This is a genomic window from Curvibacter sp. T50, from assembly GCF_057219955.1.
Window position 1 is genome coordinate 80,193 of record NZ_JBXVVU010000002.1, and the last position, 14,329, is coordinate 94,521.

Genomic DNA, 14,329 nt, shown 5'->3' on the forward strand with positions numbered 1-14,329 from the left:
AAAGTAGGGAGAAAAAAATGGCACGAAAAAATGACGGCGGTGCACTGGCACTGGTGTTTGAAGTGGCAGCGCTGTTGCCTTGGTGGGCCGGAACAGGCTTGGCAGGCATCGTGTATTTTGTGTTGCACAGGTATGCGACGGCTGAGGTGGCAACGGCAGCTGTACCTGGTCAGATGGGACAAATGGTCGTTGGTCAAGTTGCCAAGACGCTAGCTTCAATCGGCCAATACATCGTTCCCTTCCTACTTTTGGCGGGGGCAGTCGCTTCATATTTAGGCCGGCGTAAACGCGCAGGGTTGATTGAAGCCGCTGCGACAGGCAAGCCCGGTGAAGCTCTGCGCGGCATGTCGTGGCGTGACTTTGAGTTATTGGTGGGAGAAGCATTCCGGCTGCAAGGCTATTCGGTCACCGAAACGGGCGGGGGTGGTGCCGACGGAGGTATCGATCTGAAACTCACAAGAGGCCGTGAAGTCTTTTTGGTCCAATGCAAGCAATGGCGGGCCTATAAAGTGTCCGTAAATGTGGTGCGGGAGCTGTTCGGTGTCATGTCTGCAGAGGGTGCAACAGGCGGCTTCGTTGTCACTTCTGGCATTTTTACGGCGGATGCAAAAGCATTTGCTGAAGGACGCAATATTGACCTGATTGATGGACAGGCGCTGGCGGCAATGGTTGAGCGCGCGCGTGCCACAAGGTCGGCAGAGATAAGCGGAAAGACGAATACCACGGCAACGGTGACACCCACAGTCGGGAGCAAGGAGCCGTGTTGTCCAAGGTGTGGTGGGTCTATGGTGAAGCGAATTGCCAAACAGGGCTCCAATGCTGGCGGTGCATTTTGGGGCTGTACCGCATTTCCAAAATGCAGAGGTGTCATCTCCATCGAGTGAGCTGCTCCACAGCGCGTCTAGATTGCTGGTCGCCAGCCGACCGAGGGTGGCAATAAGGTTCTAACATTTGCTGCGAAGTATGCGAAGAATAAATTTTCCTTTCAATTCAACAGCTTGTATCTGAATAATTCTCCGCCGCTGCTGCGAAGAATGCGAAGTATCTCGCGTGCGGTTGATCTGTGACTACCTTTCGAATTCGGAAACAGGCCTGCCAACCGACAAAGCGTAGATGTTGGTCTGACGCCCACGCGCACCCCGAATTCGCGGTTCGAGTTGAACAGTGAGTTGTGGCGGCGAGGCTAGCAGCAGCCTTTCGATGGCCGCATCAATGGTGGCCTTTGATGCATGCCCCTGAAAGCACTCTGTGGTGATTTGCCATCGGGTTGCCGTTCCTCTAGCCTGCAAAAAATCGACGATTTTCTTGACCGCCACACCGGTGCGCACCGAGTCTGCTGCGTCCGTGGCTTTAACAAAGACGAATTTGACTGATTCGACACCATGGCGAATCCAACCCATGGCGGCCTGGATGTGTTGCACGTCAATTCGCGTTTGCAGATCGCACAGTGCAAAAATCATGGCTAAGCGAAGCAACATCGGAGCCCGTCGTTCTAGCAAAGCCGTGACACGCTCACCGCCACAGTCGTCAATCAGCTCCCCCTGATACAACTGGGAATAAATGCCTTGCGCCCGTGCAGTAAGTTCAATCCGCATGTGATCGCGCTCCGTGACACGCTCTGCCTGAACAAAATCTAGAACGCTGAGCATTCTGGCCGCCAACATGTCCACCGTTTCCTGGGGCGTTGCATTCGGAAACGGCACGACTTTCTCCCGCTCAGCCCAAAGCATCAAGAATCGGTTGGCAAAGCCGTTCGTCAGTTCACGTGCGCGCATCAATGCCAGAAGCTCACTGGGCGAAATCGCACCGCTCAGACACAGGTGGGGATGACTTGCATACAGGCGGTTGGATTTGGTGGCTGGTTTCAGGCAAACGCCATCCCAGCAATCGCGCAGTGCCGCCGACAAAGTGTTGCCTTCACGCCGCCCCTGGTGCAGAACATTGGCAAATTCCGACTCGACCACCCACAGTCGCTTGTCCAGAATGGCAGGAACTTCCTGCTTGCCCTGTTTGTAGCCGTCATGAAACAGTGAGACCAACCCCTCCCGGCTGGAGAGGCCACCCCGGTGGACTGGCGGTGCGGCAGCTTCCCGCAGTTGACGCAATGCGGCATCCAGGCGGTTGATCAACGAAACTGCATCCCCTTTGCGACCACGACCAGAGCGGCCGATGTGTAGAACATAAAGTCGGGCATGGTGCCAGGTGTTGCCAACTGGCAGGTACGGCCCTCGGCCGATGGCGCACGACAAGTACGCCATGAAATTGGCCGCTATCGCATAGGGGTTGGCTTCAGTGCCTTCACTGCCCGCCCTGGCCACATCGCCAATCAGGCCGTAAAGACAGACCGGATCTGGCAGCGGTGCGTTTCGATGGGAATCGGGCGAGTCATCATCAATATGATCATCACGGGGGGGTGACTGGGTGTAGGTTTCGCCACGTAGGCCATGTGCTGGCGAATCGAAAGAATTGCTGCTGTGCATTCATCTATGCGTCGAGCGACTCGCATTCCACGATGAATTTGAGTTCCGTCAGAATCTCGGGGTAGTTCTGTTGCAGATACCGCTCGATCTCGGCGTTCTCCAGCCATTTGGCCAGGAACTTACTGGCAAGAAGCAAATTGAAAACATCCTGGCTGAAGGTCTGTTCAGCAAGTTTGTATTGCTCTTGCAAGCTCCCCATCTCGCGCTCCATGTTGGCCATCTGTGTTGGACTCACCCCGGCGACCTTTTTTGCGACGACTGACTCCACCAGTTGGCTGGCGGGAGTCGCGGCATACAGTGCATTGGCATAAGCCAGGGTGACACAGTTTGCGTCGACCATCAATTCAACACACTCCACCTGGCGCATCGGCTTCATCTTCTTCAAGATGGAGCCAAGGTCGGACGCAAATTGTTGATCTTTCAGCAGTGACACTGCCTCCGCGCAGATGCCATCAAGCAGATTGAGCTTGCGGGTAATAGTGGAAACGTCGAGGTCCAGAGCATCGGCCAGCCGTTGCGCCGTGACACCTTTCTCTACCGCCCGGCACAGCATCACATGTTCTTGAATGGACGACAGCCGGTTGATTTTTGTGTTGTAGGTGTAGCTTTCGTCATCTGTGGATTCCAGGCACGGTGCTTCGGTGTGTTCCAGCGATCGGAGCGCCAGAAGTCGCAGATGGCCGTCGAGCAGGACGCGATACCCTGTCTTCTTATCTGCTGGCCCCACCGTCAGTGGCTCTATCAATCCGACAGCCTTGATGGAGGCCTGGATTTGCATGAATTTGCGAGTGGTCAATATTCTGGAGAGCGCCTTGCGCGAGGGCAGAATTTGGTCGAGCGGAATGGACAGTGGATCCAGCAGGAATGCGAGGGGCAGTTGTGCCATTTCAAGCTCCTTTCGGCCACACACGCTCGGCCAGGTACGTCGGTAAGGTGTCCAAGCCCTCAGCCCGAAGCAGCGTGGTGAAGTGCTCGTTTGTCAGAAGTTGCCCCAAAGCGCCAATCACAAATAAGAGGCGCTGCTGGGCGGCACCTGCTTTTTTGACCATCAGCTTTTGGCGCTCCACTTCTTTTTGATAGGTTCTGACCAAGCTCGAGGCCGTGATGTCCACTGCCACGCGTTGCGTGCCACGGCCTAAAGCGCGCCCATAGGTCTGGCGTTTTTCGATAATCCTGCGGGCTTGAATCAGTTGTTTGCCACGCAGCATGCCTGATTCATATGCTTCCTGCAGTGCCGCCTGGACCGCCTCATTGCTGTTTCCGGCACCCACAATGGCCAACGCAGCATTGAGAGGTATGCGGCCACTCTCTACCGCCACCATGAGGCGTTCTTCCCCATTTTTTATGAGCAGCATGATTCCCTGCACATAGTCGACACTCAACCCGGTCTTCTTGGCGATGGTTTTCTTGTCATAGCCTTTGGCCACCAGTTGCTGGATGCCAGCCAGAAGTTCGAGTGGGCTGGACTTGCGACGGGCAATGTTTTCCACCATGCTCATGATGAAGGCGTCTTCATCGCTGACATCAACCACCAGCGCCGCAATGGTGGTCTCACCTAGTGCCATGAAAGCCTTGAGCCTTCCCTCGCCACAAACGAGCACGTACTTTTCACCGCCGTCATCTGCAGGGCGTGGGGTCACGGTGATTGGCTTCTTGAGGCCGACGGTTTTGATGTTCTCAACGATCTGCTCGAACACCTGCTTGTTGCGGTCTCGGGGGTTGAGCACCTCGATCCGGTCGACCGGGATCATGCGCAAGTTGCCCGATGGCTGCTTCTTGGTCATGACGCTCTCCGTATACGGGTGCGTTGGGCCATGCCATAAAAATAGTCCAGGTTGTCAAAGCGGTAGCTCTCAATTTCTATGGCGTTGCGATCGGCCAGGCTGATGCGCGGCAGCCCAAAATCCAGACGCGGAAGGAGGTAGTAATCGAGGGGCGCATCGTTGGCATGGTTCAGTCGCACTGCGACCGTGATGTCAGGTGCCAAGCTGGTGTCAAACCGAACCTTCCAGCGGTTGCGCCCGTTGTCATGGGTTTGGCAGCGGGCTAACACCAGCGAAACTGTGAATTCCTTGTTGACCAGCAGAAGATCGGTTGCGGGATCGCGTTGAATGGCGCCGCCCAGATCACCGATAGACTTCTCCGTCTGTGCAACGATTTGTGGATGGAGACGCCGCAGAAACTGGTTGGCTTCCAGATACCGGTAATCGCGGTCGGGCGTGAATCCTACTTCCTGGTAAGCGCGGATCAGGCTGCCAAATCTGTGGATGTAGGCCGATGCAGATGGCATCCCTTCGGTCTCATCGATGATCAGACCAGACAAAAATCCACGGTCGTGGTACAGCGATCGCAGGCGTTCAATCAGTTCGACGTTGGAGAACCGGTACGCCCTGGCGCGGATGATGCCCTGGGCTACATAGAACATCTCCGGCGGCACGATGGCCTCGAACGCGCCTTCCCTTTTGATCCACATATCCGGGGTGTTTACCACCCGGAGTTTTTTCAGCTTGAAGGACCGGCGGTTGTAGATGTTGTTGCCGATGTACTTCTCGTTGCTCAACACTTCCCGAACAGTGGCACGTGTCCAGCAGCGACCAAGGTCGGTCTGTATGCCTTGCTGGTTGAGGCGAAATGCAATTTCTGACTCGGTCAGACCGCCATCCGTGAACCAGCGGTAGATTTGCAGCACAACTTGTACCTCGGTGTCTGGGCCGGGCATCAGGATCACCCGGTCGGTCTGCAGGCTTTTGTGCTCTCCGCGTGCCAGTTCCGACTTGACGGATCCGGTCTGATCCAGAAGAACTCGACGCAGACCAAATCCGGCCGGGCCGCCCTGGCGAAAACCCAGCTCGATCAGCCGACACTGCCCAGCGAACACCTTCGCCGACAGCTCACGGCTGTATTCACCAGCCATGGCGCGCTTGACGCCCTTGACGATGGTGGCCACCGGCGAGCCGTCGTTTTCAAACTGTTCTGCAACATAGGCAACCTGGATGTTCTTGCGCTTGCAGATGTACTCGTAATAGGCTGATTCGTCGGCATCCTGGAAGCGCCCCCAGCGGCTGACGTCATAGACCAGGATGAGCTGAAAATCTGCGGCGCCTGATTCCACATCCTGGATCAGTTGCTGCAAGGCCTGCCGACCGTCTATGCGCAGACCACTTTTTCCAGCGTCGGCGTAGGTCTTGACGATTTGGATGCCACGGTGTGTGGCGTATTCGCGGATCTTGTCTGCCTGGTTCTCGGTGGAGTACTGCTGGTGCTCGGTAGACATCCGAACGTACTCGGCCGCCCGAAATTGGACGGGTGGGTCCAACCCATCATCTTTTGATTCTTCTGTTGCCATGACGCTGATCGCTTGGAGTTCATTTGAGTGGGACGTTAGTGGCTGACGGGTCATTTGGCTATCACGTCCTATCTTTGCAAGCGTCTGTTTTGCAGGGGCAGTCGCCGCACACTGGGGAAATCTCAACAATCCACGCGTCCATCTTTGCAAGTTGGTTCAGTGGAACAGGGCGGATTCGATAGATGCCCGCGGGGATTCCGTTCATCAAAATTGACATGTCTGTCTTCGAGAGTTCAAATCTCTCGACCCCATGGGGCTTGGCGCGCTGCTGATCGCGGTTTCGATCCGCGTATTGCCGATTTCTGGCTCTGTAGTTGCTTGAGTAGTCCGGATTGCGTTCTCGCCAGGCACGCTGCGCGTCCTTCCGGTTTTCGCGGTAGAAAGGGTCGATTTGGAACTTTTTCCGCTGCCAGGCTTTACGGCGCTCCCGTTGGCAGGCGGGTAACGAGCAGTAGGTTTGGTTTTGGACTTGGGGGCGGGGCTGGAAGGCTTGGCCGCAGTGTGCGCAGTACTTGGTCGTCATCGGTGGGCTCCATACAAAATTCGTATGGGAACCCGTGGGCAGGCCGGTTTTTCTGCGCACCCCGCCTTACCGGGGGACTCTCCAGTCGGCCACCATCGGCACCAGCCGGTACCAGATCACTCCGCACAAGGCATACAGGCACAACGACGTTGGCCATTGCCCTTCCCGGATCATGACTTCGGGTCTGATCAGAGACCAATAGGCCCAGTACACGCCATCCACGGACAACCACGTCCAGAACACCGCCAGAGGCAACCAGCGCCAGCGCCGTTCCCAGAGAACCGCCACAGACCATTCGGCGGTGGCCAGCGTGGTCAGGGACATGACCACGCTCACGCCCACATCCCAATCGGGATAGTCCAGAAACAGCGCGCCATAGAGCAGCGCTCCCAGACCGACCACGAAGGTGCCCAGTTTCAGTACACGCTGCAGGGACGTCCTGGACATGCGCGTGGACGAGGTCACGCGAAACGCAGGAATGCGGCGAGCAGGCCCAAGAAAACGACGCCTTCCACCTGTGGGCTGCGGGGTTTTTCACCCAGCAGCCACGTGGCGTAGATTTCGCAATTGCGGTCCACCAGTCGGTAGGGGCCCCGGTGCTGCAGCGATTGGGAAAGCCGCTGCATGATCTGCGCCCGCTGTTCGGGAGCGGCACGCCGGATTTCCTTGATGGGGCGACCTTGTGCGAACTCCGTGAAGCTCACGACGTGCTCGCCGTCGGGGGTCAGGTGCGCGACGTTGCCGTCGGGCAATTGAACGCCCCAGTGTTCCCCCAAGCCAGTCAGCTTGGGGCGAGAAATGATGCGGATGGGGTGGGTGTTGAAGAACAAGAAAACCTCCTGATGTCGTTGTTGTCTGTGTCAGAGCAGAGCGCCGTGCCACCCGATGTCCACGCAAGGCAGGCATCGGGTGGCAACAGCGATTACTTGCTTTTCGACTTGCTGGCGCTGGCCTTTTGGGTCAGTGCCGACGCCGCCACGGATTTGACGGAGGCAGGCGTGCGTGGATTGCTCAACAACTTGGCAGCGGTCGAGGCCACGCGGGCGGAGGTATGTTCGTTCGTCGGTTTTTTTGTGGACATGAGATTTTCCTTATCAGTTCGCGGAAAGAGAGAAAGACGGGAGTCAGGTCCTGCTGAATCCCTTCAGAAATGGATCAGGCAAACAATTGCATCTGACCCGGATGCGAGCGCCAGTGCTGGCACACAGCCTCCCGGCGTCCGAAACGGAACCGGGTGTATGCGCGCACGAAAACGCTTCTCCATCGGTGGTAGGCCATGGCCAACTCCTCATGAAAGTTGAGGGGGTTTGGGCTTGCCAGCACACCGCGAACTGGTAAAATCCGCTGTCGGTTCAAGACATGATGTGCATGGGTGGTTTGGTAGCCCCCTATTCACCTCACCAAAGGCTCTGGAGTGTTGATAGCACTTCAGGGCCTTTTTCTTTGGTGTTGCCAGCACGGTCACTGACTCGATAGCGAGTTCGATTCCGTACTGGCAAGTGGATTCTATGATAATCCCGAAAAAGGATCAATGCAAATGATTGTTTCCCTTTTTGGGACTTTTATTCATTGATCCAGTATTTGGCTGACCTGTCCCGTCTTGCCAATGAGGTGTGAGAGCAGACGGAAGTTGTTCTCTTCGTGACGCAGGCGTCCTGCCACGATGGCTGGATGCACGCCGATCTCGTCGGCGAAAGCAATCGCGTCTTCAGACAGAAACGTTGTCCTTACTTTGGCGGTGCGCCAGCTCTTTTCGGGAACCAGCGCCTCTCCCGCCATGGCATCGGCTTCCGCTTCGACCTTTTCGGGATTGCTGCGATCCAGATCATCAATGAACACTGGTGCCTCGGCCGTCAAATGCTTGGCAACGTGCGCCAACTCGTGGAGCAAGGCAAACCAGAAGTTGTCGAATCGGTCATGTCGCAAGGTCAAGGCGACGATCGGTCGATCGTTGTCGAGCATTGCAGCACCATCGAGGAAGGTGCGTTTGAAGTGCTTTTCGATGACGAGCGTGATGCCGTGGCGGGCGAGGTACTCGCGTGCAAGTTTCGGACCCTCATCGAAAGTGGAGAGTTTGACCAGTTCGCGCAACCAGGCCGGTGTGATGGTTCCGGGTTTGTACTCCCTGACCGCGTTGACGGCTCGCGCTTGTCGCAAGACGCACATGCGCCAAGCCAGGAGGGCCATCTCATCGGCCTGACGATCCCCACGTTGATGCATCGGGGCACGCAGAAAAGCCGGGCTGACTTGCTTGGGTAGCAGGTCTTGCATGAATTTTCTGACTAAGTCTTCGGCGTATTCTTTGAGGCGCTGTGCGTTCCCTTCGAAATCTCCGAAGCAACCCCGCTCCTGCATTTCCTTGAGCGGGAAACGAGTGAAATCCATCTCTGGCTCTTGGTCGACGACCGAACTGTCCGTTTCGACATCTTCTATCAGGATGTCAGCAGGGATGCCCAAACCTTGGTTGAGTCGACGGATCATGGGCAGGGATAGCGGGCGCTTGCGGGACAGCACCTCCGAGACCTTGGAGATCGATCCGATGTAAGGGATCAGATCCTTGCGGGAGAGCTGCATCTGATCCATCCGGAAAAGAATCGACTCGATAGGGTCGGCCTTGACTGGGGGAACGGTTTGGCGTTCGAAGTCTTGGATGACCAAGGCCAGCAGTTCGAGCTCGTTCTCTTCCTTGGAGTTGGCCTTGGGATCGAGCGACATGAGTGTAGACAAGCGCGCCATCGCTGCTTCGTAGTCTTCCGTACTCTTGATGATCTTCACATTCATCGCCATCTCCACCTGTTGTTTGCTTGCCTTACACACATCTGCCTAGAACTTTTTCTTGTCGTACTCGGCATGTGTTCCCACCCACTCAACCACCACCAGTCCGTTCTGATATCGGACTTTGACCACAAGCCGATATGAGTTGCCCTTTATGTCAAAGATGACTCTGTTGTCGGCCAAGAAATCCGCGCTTCTGTATCTACGCTTGATGTCATGGGGTGTTTTCCAGTTCTCACGCTCGACATCCGTCTGCCACGCGTCTAATGGCCCCCGCGAGGCTGCATGATCTTTTTTGAACGCCTCGAGGATGGGCAAACCCAGAATTCGCATGTAGGGATGATGTGTGCATGTTCAGCTCTGCATTGTATTTCCCAAAAAGGGAAATGTCAATAACAACCCGGGTGAAGAGAGGGAAGTTTGTGCGTGTCGGCGGACCAGGTCACAGTCGCCCGGGGCAAGTTCGATAGGTTGGCAGGAAGCTGGTTGCCGATGAAGTCGAGCCGACCGGAGCCCTGAGAAGGTGGGGCGTGCGCGGTAGAAGCCGAACTCTCCCCGGACTTCCGCATGGTGTACAATCACACCCATGGTTTCCCTGCTTTTACGGCAGGGCGGTTTCCTCTAAAGGGGAACTACACCACCACTTATTTAAGCCCAACCCCTCTCGGTTGGGCTTTTTCGTTGTTCGGCCCGCCGCTGCCGTGGCCCGGGGCGTTCGCGTCGCAGCGGCCTCATCCGCAATCGAGAGGGGGCTCCTGCATCGCCTCGATTTGCTCCTGCAGCAGATGCACCTGGCCACGCCAGTAGTCCGATGAGCCAAACCACGGAAAATGGATCGGGAAGGTCGGATCTTCCCAGCGCCGGGCCAGCCAGGCGCTGTAGTGGATGATGCGCAGCGTTCGCAGCGGTTCGATCAAAGCGATTTCCCGTCGGTTGAACGGTCGAAATTGCTCATAACCTTCCAGCAGGATCGACAGCTGGATGGTTCGTTGCTGGCGGTCGCCCGACAGCAACATCCACAGATCCTGGATTGCCGGGCCCATGCGGGCATCATCCAGATCGACAAAGTGCGGGCCGCCGCCGGGCCGATCGTGTGGGGTCCAAAGGATGTTTCCCGGGTGGCAGTCGCCGTGCAGCCGAATTTCGGAGTCGAAACGACTCGTACCCGGCATGGAAACGTTGCTTTTTGCTATCAACGCGATAGCTTCTTCGCAAGCTGTGCTCCAGCATGCTCTGACATCGGCGGGAACCAGCTCATGGCCCAGAAGCCAGTTGCGTGGCTCAATGGCAAATTCGGCGATGTTCAGGGTCGGGCGTGCAGAGAACGGCTCGCGGGCGCCAACTTCATGAATACGGGCGAGAAAGCGCCCGATCCACTCCAGAACGTCGTAATCGTCCAGCTCCGGTTGTCGGCCGCCTCGCCACGGACTGACGCTGAACCAGAAACCGTTCCACCAGTGCAAGGTGCTTTCACCCAGGGTCAAGGGCGCAACAACTGGAACCTCGGCGTCAGCCAGTTCACCAGCGAAGGCGTGCTCCTCGCGAATCGCGGCCTCGCTCCAGCGTCCGGGGCGGTAAAACTTGGCCACGACGACCGAATGACCTGCATGCGGTGCCTCCAGTGGCACCTGGTAGACACGGTTCTCATAGGAGCCCAGAGCGGTCAGGCGACCGTCACCCAGCAGGCCAACGCTGGCCAAGGCATCAAGCACCACATCGGGGGTCAGGGCCTGGTAGGGGTGGGGGCTGCGGTCCGGGTCATGCGCTCTGTTCATCGCCAGATTGTCGCCCGGCGTCGCAGGCGGACAGCCGCCATGCGACAGAGCGGGCGCCATTGCGCGCCGTCAAGCGGGACCGAAAGGCGGCGGGCGCACAATCGGAGGTCATGGAAAGCAAGAAAACCGCGAGTCGGCGGCGTCGGCATCTGGTGCGCCAGGGCCTTTTCTATTCGGTCGCGCTGGCGCTGGGGATACTCGCGCTCGGGGGGATCGGTTTCTGGTTGCTTGATCCCCGCGTGCATACGGTCCAAGACGGTCTCTGGCTGGCTTTCACCACAGCGGCTACCGTCGGCTACGGGGATATCGTGCCGTCTACGCCGGTTTCGCGGGCGTTTTCCGTTGTGGTGGTGCTGTTGGGGCTGGCCGTCCTGTCTCTGGTTACGGCTTCGCTGGCCGCCATTCTTGTCGAACAGGAAGTCGAGGCGGAAGATCGCCAGATCGAAAAAGATCTGATGCGGGAACTGCAGACCCTGCGGCAGGAAGTGCGGGTATTGCACCAGGATGTGCAGCGTCTGCGGGCCGGCGACCGCGGCTGCGACGCCGGCTGAGACGATGGTTTACGCCAGGGTCAGATCGACCGTGATGTTGCCCCGCGTGGCGTTGGAGTAAGGGCAGACGCGGTGGGCTGCATCGACCAGTGCCTGCGCCTGCTCGCGGGGCATGCCGGGCAGATAAACGGTCATCCGCACAGCAATGCCATAGGCGCCCGGCGTCGGGCCCAGATCCACTTCCGCATCAATCGCCACGTCTGCGGGGATGGTCAGTTTCATCGCGCCGCCCACGGCACGCAGCGCGCCGATGAAACAGGCTGAATAACCTGCGGCAAACAGTTGCTCCGGGTTGGTTCCGGTGCCTGCGGTGCCGGGGGGGGACAGGCGAATGTCCAGGCGTCCGTCGTCGGTGCGGGAGGCGCCGTCGCGGCCTCCGGTGGTTCGTGCGCGGGCGGTGTACAGAACTTTTTCGAGTGCGGTGGGCATGGATGTCCTTTCAGGGCAGGGGCGGGATAGGCCTTTATCAGGCGAGGGATTCGTCCGCCGGCAAGGCGGACGGGCTGGTGTGGGACAGGTTCAGTCGGTCACGCAGTCCGCGCAACTCGCGCGTCAACGTCACCAGCTCCGGTGGGCTGCAACCGGTTGCCTGCATCAGGCAGGCGGGAATGGCCTGCGCGCGAAGCCGCAGTTGCGCGCCGGCGTCGGTCAGGAAAACCAGCACGCTGCGCTCATCGAGTGTGCTGCGCTGGCGCCGCACCGAACCGTGGGCTTCAAGGCGTTTGAGCAACGGTGTCACGGTGCCCGAATCAAGACCAAGACGCTCCCCGAGCGCAGAGACCCCAATGCCGTCCTGTTCCCACAAGACCAGCAGGGCCAGGTACTGCGGATAGGTCAAACCCAAAGCATCGAGCAAGGGCTTGTAGAGGCGGGTCATCGCCAGTGATGCGGAATACAGCGCAAAACACAGCTGATGATCGAGCAGCAGCGGGTTGTGCGGGACGGCCGGTGACGGAGTCATGGCCATAAATATATCGCGCAATTGAATTGCATGCAATTCAATTGGACAATACCATTCCACCAGCGAGGGTAACGGCGGTTCAGCGTCCGGTGAAGCGTGGCGGGCGCTTGTCCCGGAAGGCAGACACGCCCTCAGCGGCGTCGTCGCTGGCGGCGAGCGACTGCTGGGTCGTCAGAAACTCGCGCACGGCGGCCGCAGCGCCGTCTTCGGCGGCTCTGATGGCGTTGAGGCGTGTGGCAATCACGGCGCGGGGCGCCTGTTCGGCAATGCGATTTGCCAGGCGAATGGCCTCTTCAAGCTCTTGCCCGGCCGGAACCACGGTCTGGACAAAATTCAGCCGCAAAGCCTCTGCGGCGGTGAACTCGTCGCCGGTCAACAAATGCAGCAGGGCATTGCCCAAGCCGGCCCGTTCGGCCATCCGCACGGTCGCGCCACCGGTGGCCATGATGCCGCGACGCACTTCCAGTTGCGAAAAGCGGCAGTCATCGGCTGCCACGACCAAGTCAGCGGCCAGCATCAGCTCGATCCCCAGGGTGAAGGTGATGCCTTTCACCGCAACCACCATCGGTTTGGTCCTGCGCCGGTAACCGTCCATGCCCAGGTCCAGGGGGTCCACCAGTCCGACCGGGACCGCCTTCGCACCCGCGCGCATCAGCGGTGCGAAGGCTGGCAGGTCCAGCCCGGCGGTGAAATGCCCGCCCATGGCGTGCAGCACACCGACGCGCAAGCTGTCGTCATCGTCCAGGCGGGTATAGGCCTGTGCCAGGCCCTCCAGCATCGCCGGGGTAAAACCGTTGCGTTTGTCGGGGCGGTTGATCCCTATCAGCAGGAGACTGCCGCGCACGGTGCAGTCGATACGATCGTCGATCGCCTGCGGCACGGCATCGGAAGGAGCAAATCCGGAGTTCATGCGTCCATCGTAGCGCCGGGCAGCCACGCGCCGACATCACCCCGGCGACAGGCGCCGCCGCCCGCCACCGGAAGCCCTGTCCCCGAAACGATCAATACTGGTACACGCCCCGACCGGTCTTGCGGCCCAAGCGACCTGCCGCGACCATCTCGCGCAGCAACGGGCACGGGCGGTACTTGCTGTCACCGAATTCGGCCAGGTACACCTCCATCACCGCCAGGCACACGTCCAGACCGACCATGTCCGCCAGTGCGAGGGGACCGATCGGTTGGTTGCAGCCCAACTTCATGCCCGCGTCGATGTCTTCCGCGGTGGCCAGCCCTTCGGCGAGGACAAAAAACGCCTCGTTGATCATCGGCACCAGAATGCGGTTGACGACAAAACCCGGTGCATTCTTCACCGTAACCGGCGTCTTGCCGAGTGCGCGTGACAGGGCTTGCACGGCAGCATGGGTAGCGTCGCTGGTTTGCAGCCCGCGGATGATCTCCACCAGCGCCATCAATGGCACCGGGTTGAAAAAATGCATGCCGATGAAACGGTCGGCCCGCTGGGTTGCCGCCGCCAGTTTGGTGATCGAAATCGACGAGGTGTTGGACGCAATGATCACCTCCGGCGCCACCAGCGCATCAATCTGGCGCAATATCTTGAGCTTGAGCTCGTAATTTTCGGTCGCCGCTTCGATGACCAGCTGGGCGTCGCGCAGATCCTCATAGCGGGTGCTGCCGGTGATGAGGGCCAGCGCCGCGGCTTTGTCTGCGGCGCTGATCTTTTCTTTCTTGACCAGGCGGTCGAGGCTTGCCGATACCGTCGCCAGGCCACGGGCTACCGCCTCCTCGCTGATATCGACCATTACACAGCGGATCCCGCTGGTGGCGCAGATTTGCGCAATGCCATTGCCCATCGTGCCAGCGCCAATAATGCCGACGTTTTGAATACTCATGAAAAACCCCAAAAACAAGAAAGCCGGCTGTCCACACCGCCGGCGCGGGAAAACCCCTATCGTAGCGA

The 14,329-nt window shown here is 58.6% G+C and carries 17 protein-coding genes; 2 read left to right on the forward strand and 15 right to left on the reverse strand.

Features of this window, described 5'->3' with window-relative positions; genetic code table 11:
• Positions 1-17 precede the first annotated feature (17 nt).
• Positions 18-884, forward strand: a complete 867-nt coding sequence (locus AC2EBU_RS09755) for a restriction endonuclease (protein WP_484610230.1) — start codon at positions 18-20, stop codon at positions 882-884.
• Positions 885-1,067: 183 nt separating this feature from the next.
• On the opposite strand, the gene AC2EBU_RS09760 is transcribed toward AC2EBU_RS09755, so the two are convergent.
• From AC2EBU_RS09760 to AC2EBU_RS09810, 11 genes are all read right to left on the reverse strand, one after another.
• Positions 1,068-2,480: a YfjI family protein gene (locus AC2EBU_RS09760; RefSeq protein WP_484610231.1), complete on the reverse strand. Its 1,413-nt coding sequence runs from the start codon at positions 2,478-2,480 to the stop codon at positions 1,068-1,070.
• A 4-nt stretch (positions 2,481-2,484) separates the two neighbouring features.
• A complete protein-coding gene (locus tag AC2EBU_RS09765) occupies positions 2,485-3,366 on the reverse strand; it encodes a plasmid partitioning protein RepB C-terminal domain-containing protein (protein WP_484610232.1) in 882 nt (293 codons plus the stop codon).
• Position 3,367: 1 nt separating this feature from the next.
• Positions 3,368-4,264 (reverse strand): ParB/RepB/Spo0J family partition protein, encoded by an 897-nt coding sequence (locus AC2EBU_RS09770; RefSeq protein WP_484610233.1) that lies wholly within the window; start codon positions 4,262-4,264, stop codon positions 3,368-3,370.
• Positions 4,261-5,826, reverse strand: a complete 1,566-nt coding sequence (locus AC2EBU_RS09775; protein WP_484610234.1) for a recombinase family protein — start codon at positions 5,824-5,826, stop codon at positions 4,261-4,263. The genes AC2EBU_RS09770 and AC2EBU_RS09775 overlap by 4 nt, the downstream gene beginning before the upstream one ends.
• A gap of 61 nt (positions 5,827-5,887) precedes the next feature.
• Positions 5,888-6,349, reverse strand: coding sequence for a hypothetical protein (locus AC2EBU_RS09780; protein ID WP_484610235.1), 462 nt, complete (start codon positions 6,347-6,349; stop codon positions 5,888-5,890).
• A 66-nt stretch (positions 6,350-6,415) separates the two neighbouring features.
• Positions 6,416-6,796, reverse strand: coding sequence for a hypothetical protein (locus AC2EBU_RS09785; RefSeq protein WP_484610236.1), 381 nt, complete (start codon positions 6,794-6,796; stop codon positions 6,416-6,418).
• A 14-nt stretch (positions 6,797-6,810) separates the two neighbouring features.
• A complete protein-coding gene (locus tag AC2EBU_RS09790) occupies positions 6,811-7,179 on the reverse strand; it encodes a C40 family peptidase (RefSeq protein WP_484610237.1) in 369 nt (122 codons plus the stop codon).
• Positions 7,180-7,271: 92 nt separating this feature from the next.
• Entirely contained in the window at positions 7,272-7,430 is a 159-nt protein-coding gene (locus AC2EBU_RS09795) for a hypothetical protein (RefSeq protein WP_484610238.1), read from the reverse strand.
• 485 nt (positions 7,431-7,915) lie between these two features.
• A complete protein-coding gene (locus AC2EBU_RS09800) occupies positions 7,916-9,130 on the reverse strand; it encodes an ImmA/IrrE family metallo-endopeptidase (RefSeq protein WP_484610239.1) in 1,215 nt (404 codons plus the stop codon).
• A 42-nt stretch (positions 9,131-9,172) separates the two neighbouring features.
• A complete protein-coding gene (locus AC2EBU_RS09805) occupies positions 9,173-9,457 on the reverse strand; it encodes a type II toxin-antitoxin system HigB family toxin (protein WP_291552889.1) in 285 nt (94 codons plus the stop codon).
• A 398-nt stretch (positions 9,458-9,855) separates the two neighbouring features.
• Positions 9,856-10,899, reverse strand: coding sequence for a serine/threonine protein kinase (locus AC2EBU_RS09810; RefSeq protein WP_484610240.1), 1,044 nt, complete (start codon positions 10,897-10,899; stop codon positions 9,856-9,858).
• Positions 10,900-11,009: 110 nt separating this feature from the next.
• Between AC2EBU_RS09810 and AC2EBU_RS09815 the strand changes: the two genes are divergently transcribed.
• The gene (locus AC2EBU_RS09815) at positions 11,010-11,450 is read left to right on the forward strand and encodes a potassium channel family protein (protein WP_484610241.1); all 441 of its coding nucleotides are present in this window, start codon (positions 11,010-11,012) and stop codon (positions 11,448-11,450) included.
• Positions 11,451-11,459: 9 nt separating this feature from the next.
• Here AC2EBU_RS09815 and AC2EBU_RS09820 read toward each other — a convergent pair whose 3' ends face one another.
• The 4 genes from AC2EBU_RS09820 to AC2EBU_RS09835 all read right to left on the reverse strand — a co-directional run bounded on the left by AC2EBU_RS09820 (position 11,460) and on the right by AC2EBU_RS09835 (position 14,261).
• Positions 11,460-11,879 (reverse strand): organic hydroperoxide resistance protein, encoded by a 420-nt coding sequence (locus tag AC2EBU_RS09820; RefSeq protein WP_484610242.1) that lies wholly within the window; start codon positions 11,877-11,879, stop codon positions 11,460-11,462.
• 37 nt (positions 11,880-11,916) lie between these two features.
• Positions 11,917-12,417: a MarR family winged helix-turn-helix transcriptional regulator gene (locus AC2EBU_RS09825; RefSeq protein WP_484610243.1), complete on the reverse strand. Its 501-nt coding sequence runs from the start codon at positions 12,415-12,417 to the stop codon at positions 11,917-11,919.
• Between the two features lie 73 nt (positions 12,418-12,490).
• Complete coding sequence (locus AC2EBU_RS09830; RefSeq protein ID WP_484610244.1) at positions 12,491-13,321, reverse strand: crotonase/enoyl-CoA hydratase family protein; 831 nt, start codon at positions 13,319-13,321, stop codon at positions 12,491-12,493.
• Positions 13,322-13,412: 91 nt separating this feature from the next.
• Positions 13,413-14,261 (reverse strand): 3-hydroxybutyryl-CoA dehydrogenase, encoded by an 849-nt coding sequence (locus AC2EBU_RS09835; RefSeq protein WP_484610245.1) that lies wholly within the window; start codon positions 14,259-14,261, stop codon positions 13,413-13,415.
• Between the last annotated feature and the right edge of the window lie 68 nt (positions 14,262-14,329).

Bases quoted from the DNA above. Each gene is read 5' to 3' on its own strand.
- AC2EBU_RS09755 (WP_484610230.1), top strand. From the start codon at position 18: ATGGCACGAAAAAATGACGGCGGTGCACTGGCACTGGTGTTTGAAGTG.
- AC2EBU_RS09760 (WP_484610231.1), bottom strand. From the start codon at position 2,480: ATGCACAGCAGCAATTCTTTCGATTCGCCAGCACATGGCCTACGTGGC.
- AC2EBU_RS09765 (WP_484610232.1), bottom strand. From the start codon at position 3,366: ATGGCACAACTGCCCCTCGCATTCCTGCTGGATCCACTGTCCATTCCG.
- AC2EBU_RS09770 (WP_484610233.1), bottom strand. From the start codon at position 4,264: ATGACCAAGAAGCAGCCATCGGGCAACTTGCGCATGATCCCGGTCGAC.
- AC2EBU_RS09775 (WP_484610234.1), bottom strand. From the start codon at position 5,826: ATGGCAACAGAAGAATCAAAAGATGATGGGTTGGACCCACCCGTCCAA.
- AC2EBU_RS09780 (WP_484610235.1), bottom strand. From the start codon at position 6,349: ATGACGACCAAGTACTGCGCACACTGCGGCCAAGCCTTCCAGCCCCGC.
- AC2EBU_RS09785 (WP_484610236.1), bottom strand. From the start codon at position 6,796: ATGTCCAGGACGTCCCTGCAGCGTGTACTGAAACTGGGCACCTTCGTG.
- AC2EBU_RS09795 (WP_484610238.1), bottom strand. From the start codon at position 7,430: ATGTCCACAAAAAAACCGACGAACGAACATACCTCCGCCCGCGTGGCC.
- AC2EBU_RS09800 (WP_484610239.1), bottom strand. From the start codon at position 9,130: ATGAATGTGAAGATCATCAAGAGTACGGAAGACTACGAAGCAGCGATG.
- AC2EBU_RS09805 (WP_291552889.1), bottom strand. From the start codon at position 9,457: ATGCGAATTCTGGGTTTGCCCATCCTCGAGGCGTTCAAAAAAGATCAT.
- AC2EBU_RS09810 (WP_484610240.1), bottom strand. From the start codon at position 10,899: ATGAACAGAGCGCATGACCCGGACCGCAGCCCCCACCCCTACCAGGCC.
- AC2EBU_RS09815 (WP_484610241.1), top strand. From the start codon at position 11,010: ATGGAAAGCAAGAAAACCGCGAGTCGGCGGCGTCGGCATCTGGTGCGC.
- AC2EBU_RS09820 (WP_484610242.1), bottom strand. From the start codon at position 11,879: ATGCCCACCGCACTCGAAAAAGTTCTGTACACCGCCCGCGCACGAACC.
- AC2EBU_RS09825 (WP_484610243.1), bottom strand. From the start codon at position 12,417: ATGGCCATGACTCCGTCACCGGCCGTCCCGCACAACCCGCTGCTGCTC.
- AC2EBU_RS09830 (WP_484610244.1), bottom strand. From the start codon at position 13,321: ATGAACTCCGGATTTGCTCCTTCCGATGCCGTGCCGCAGGCGATCGAC.
- AC2EBU_RS09835 (WP_484610245.1), bottom strand. From the start codon at position 14,261: ATGAGTATTCAAAACGTCGGCATTATTGGCGCTGGCACGATGGGCAAT.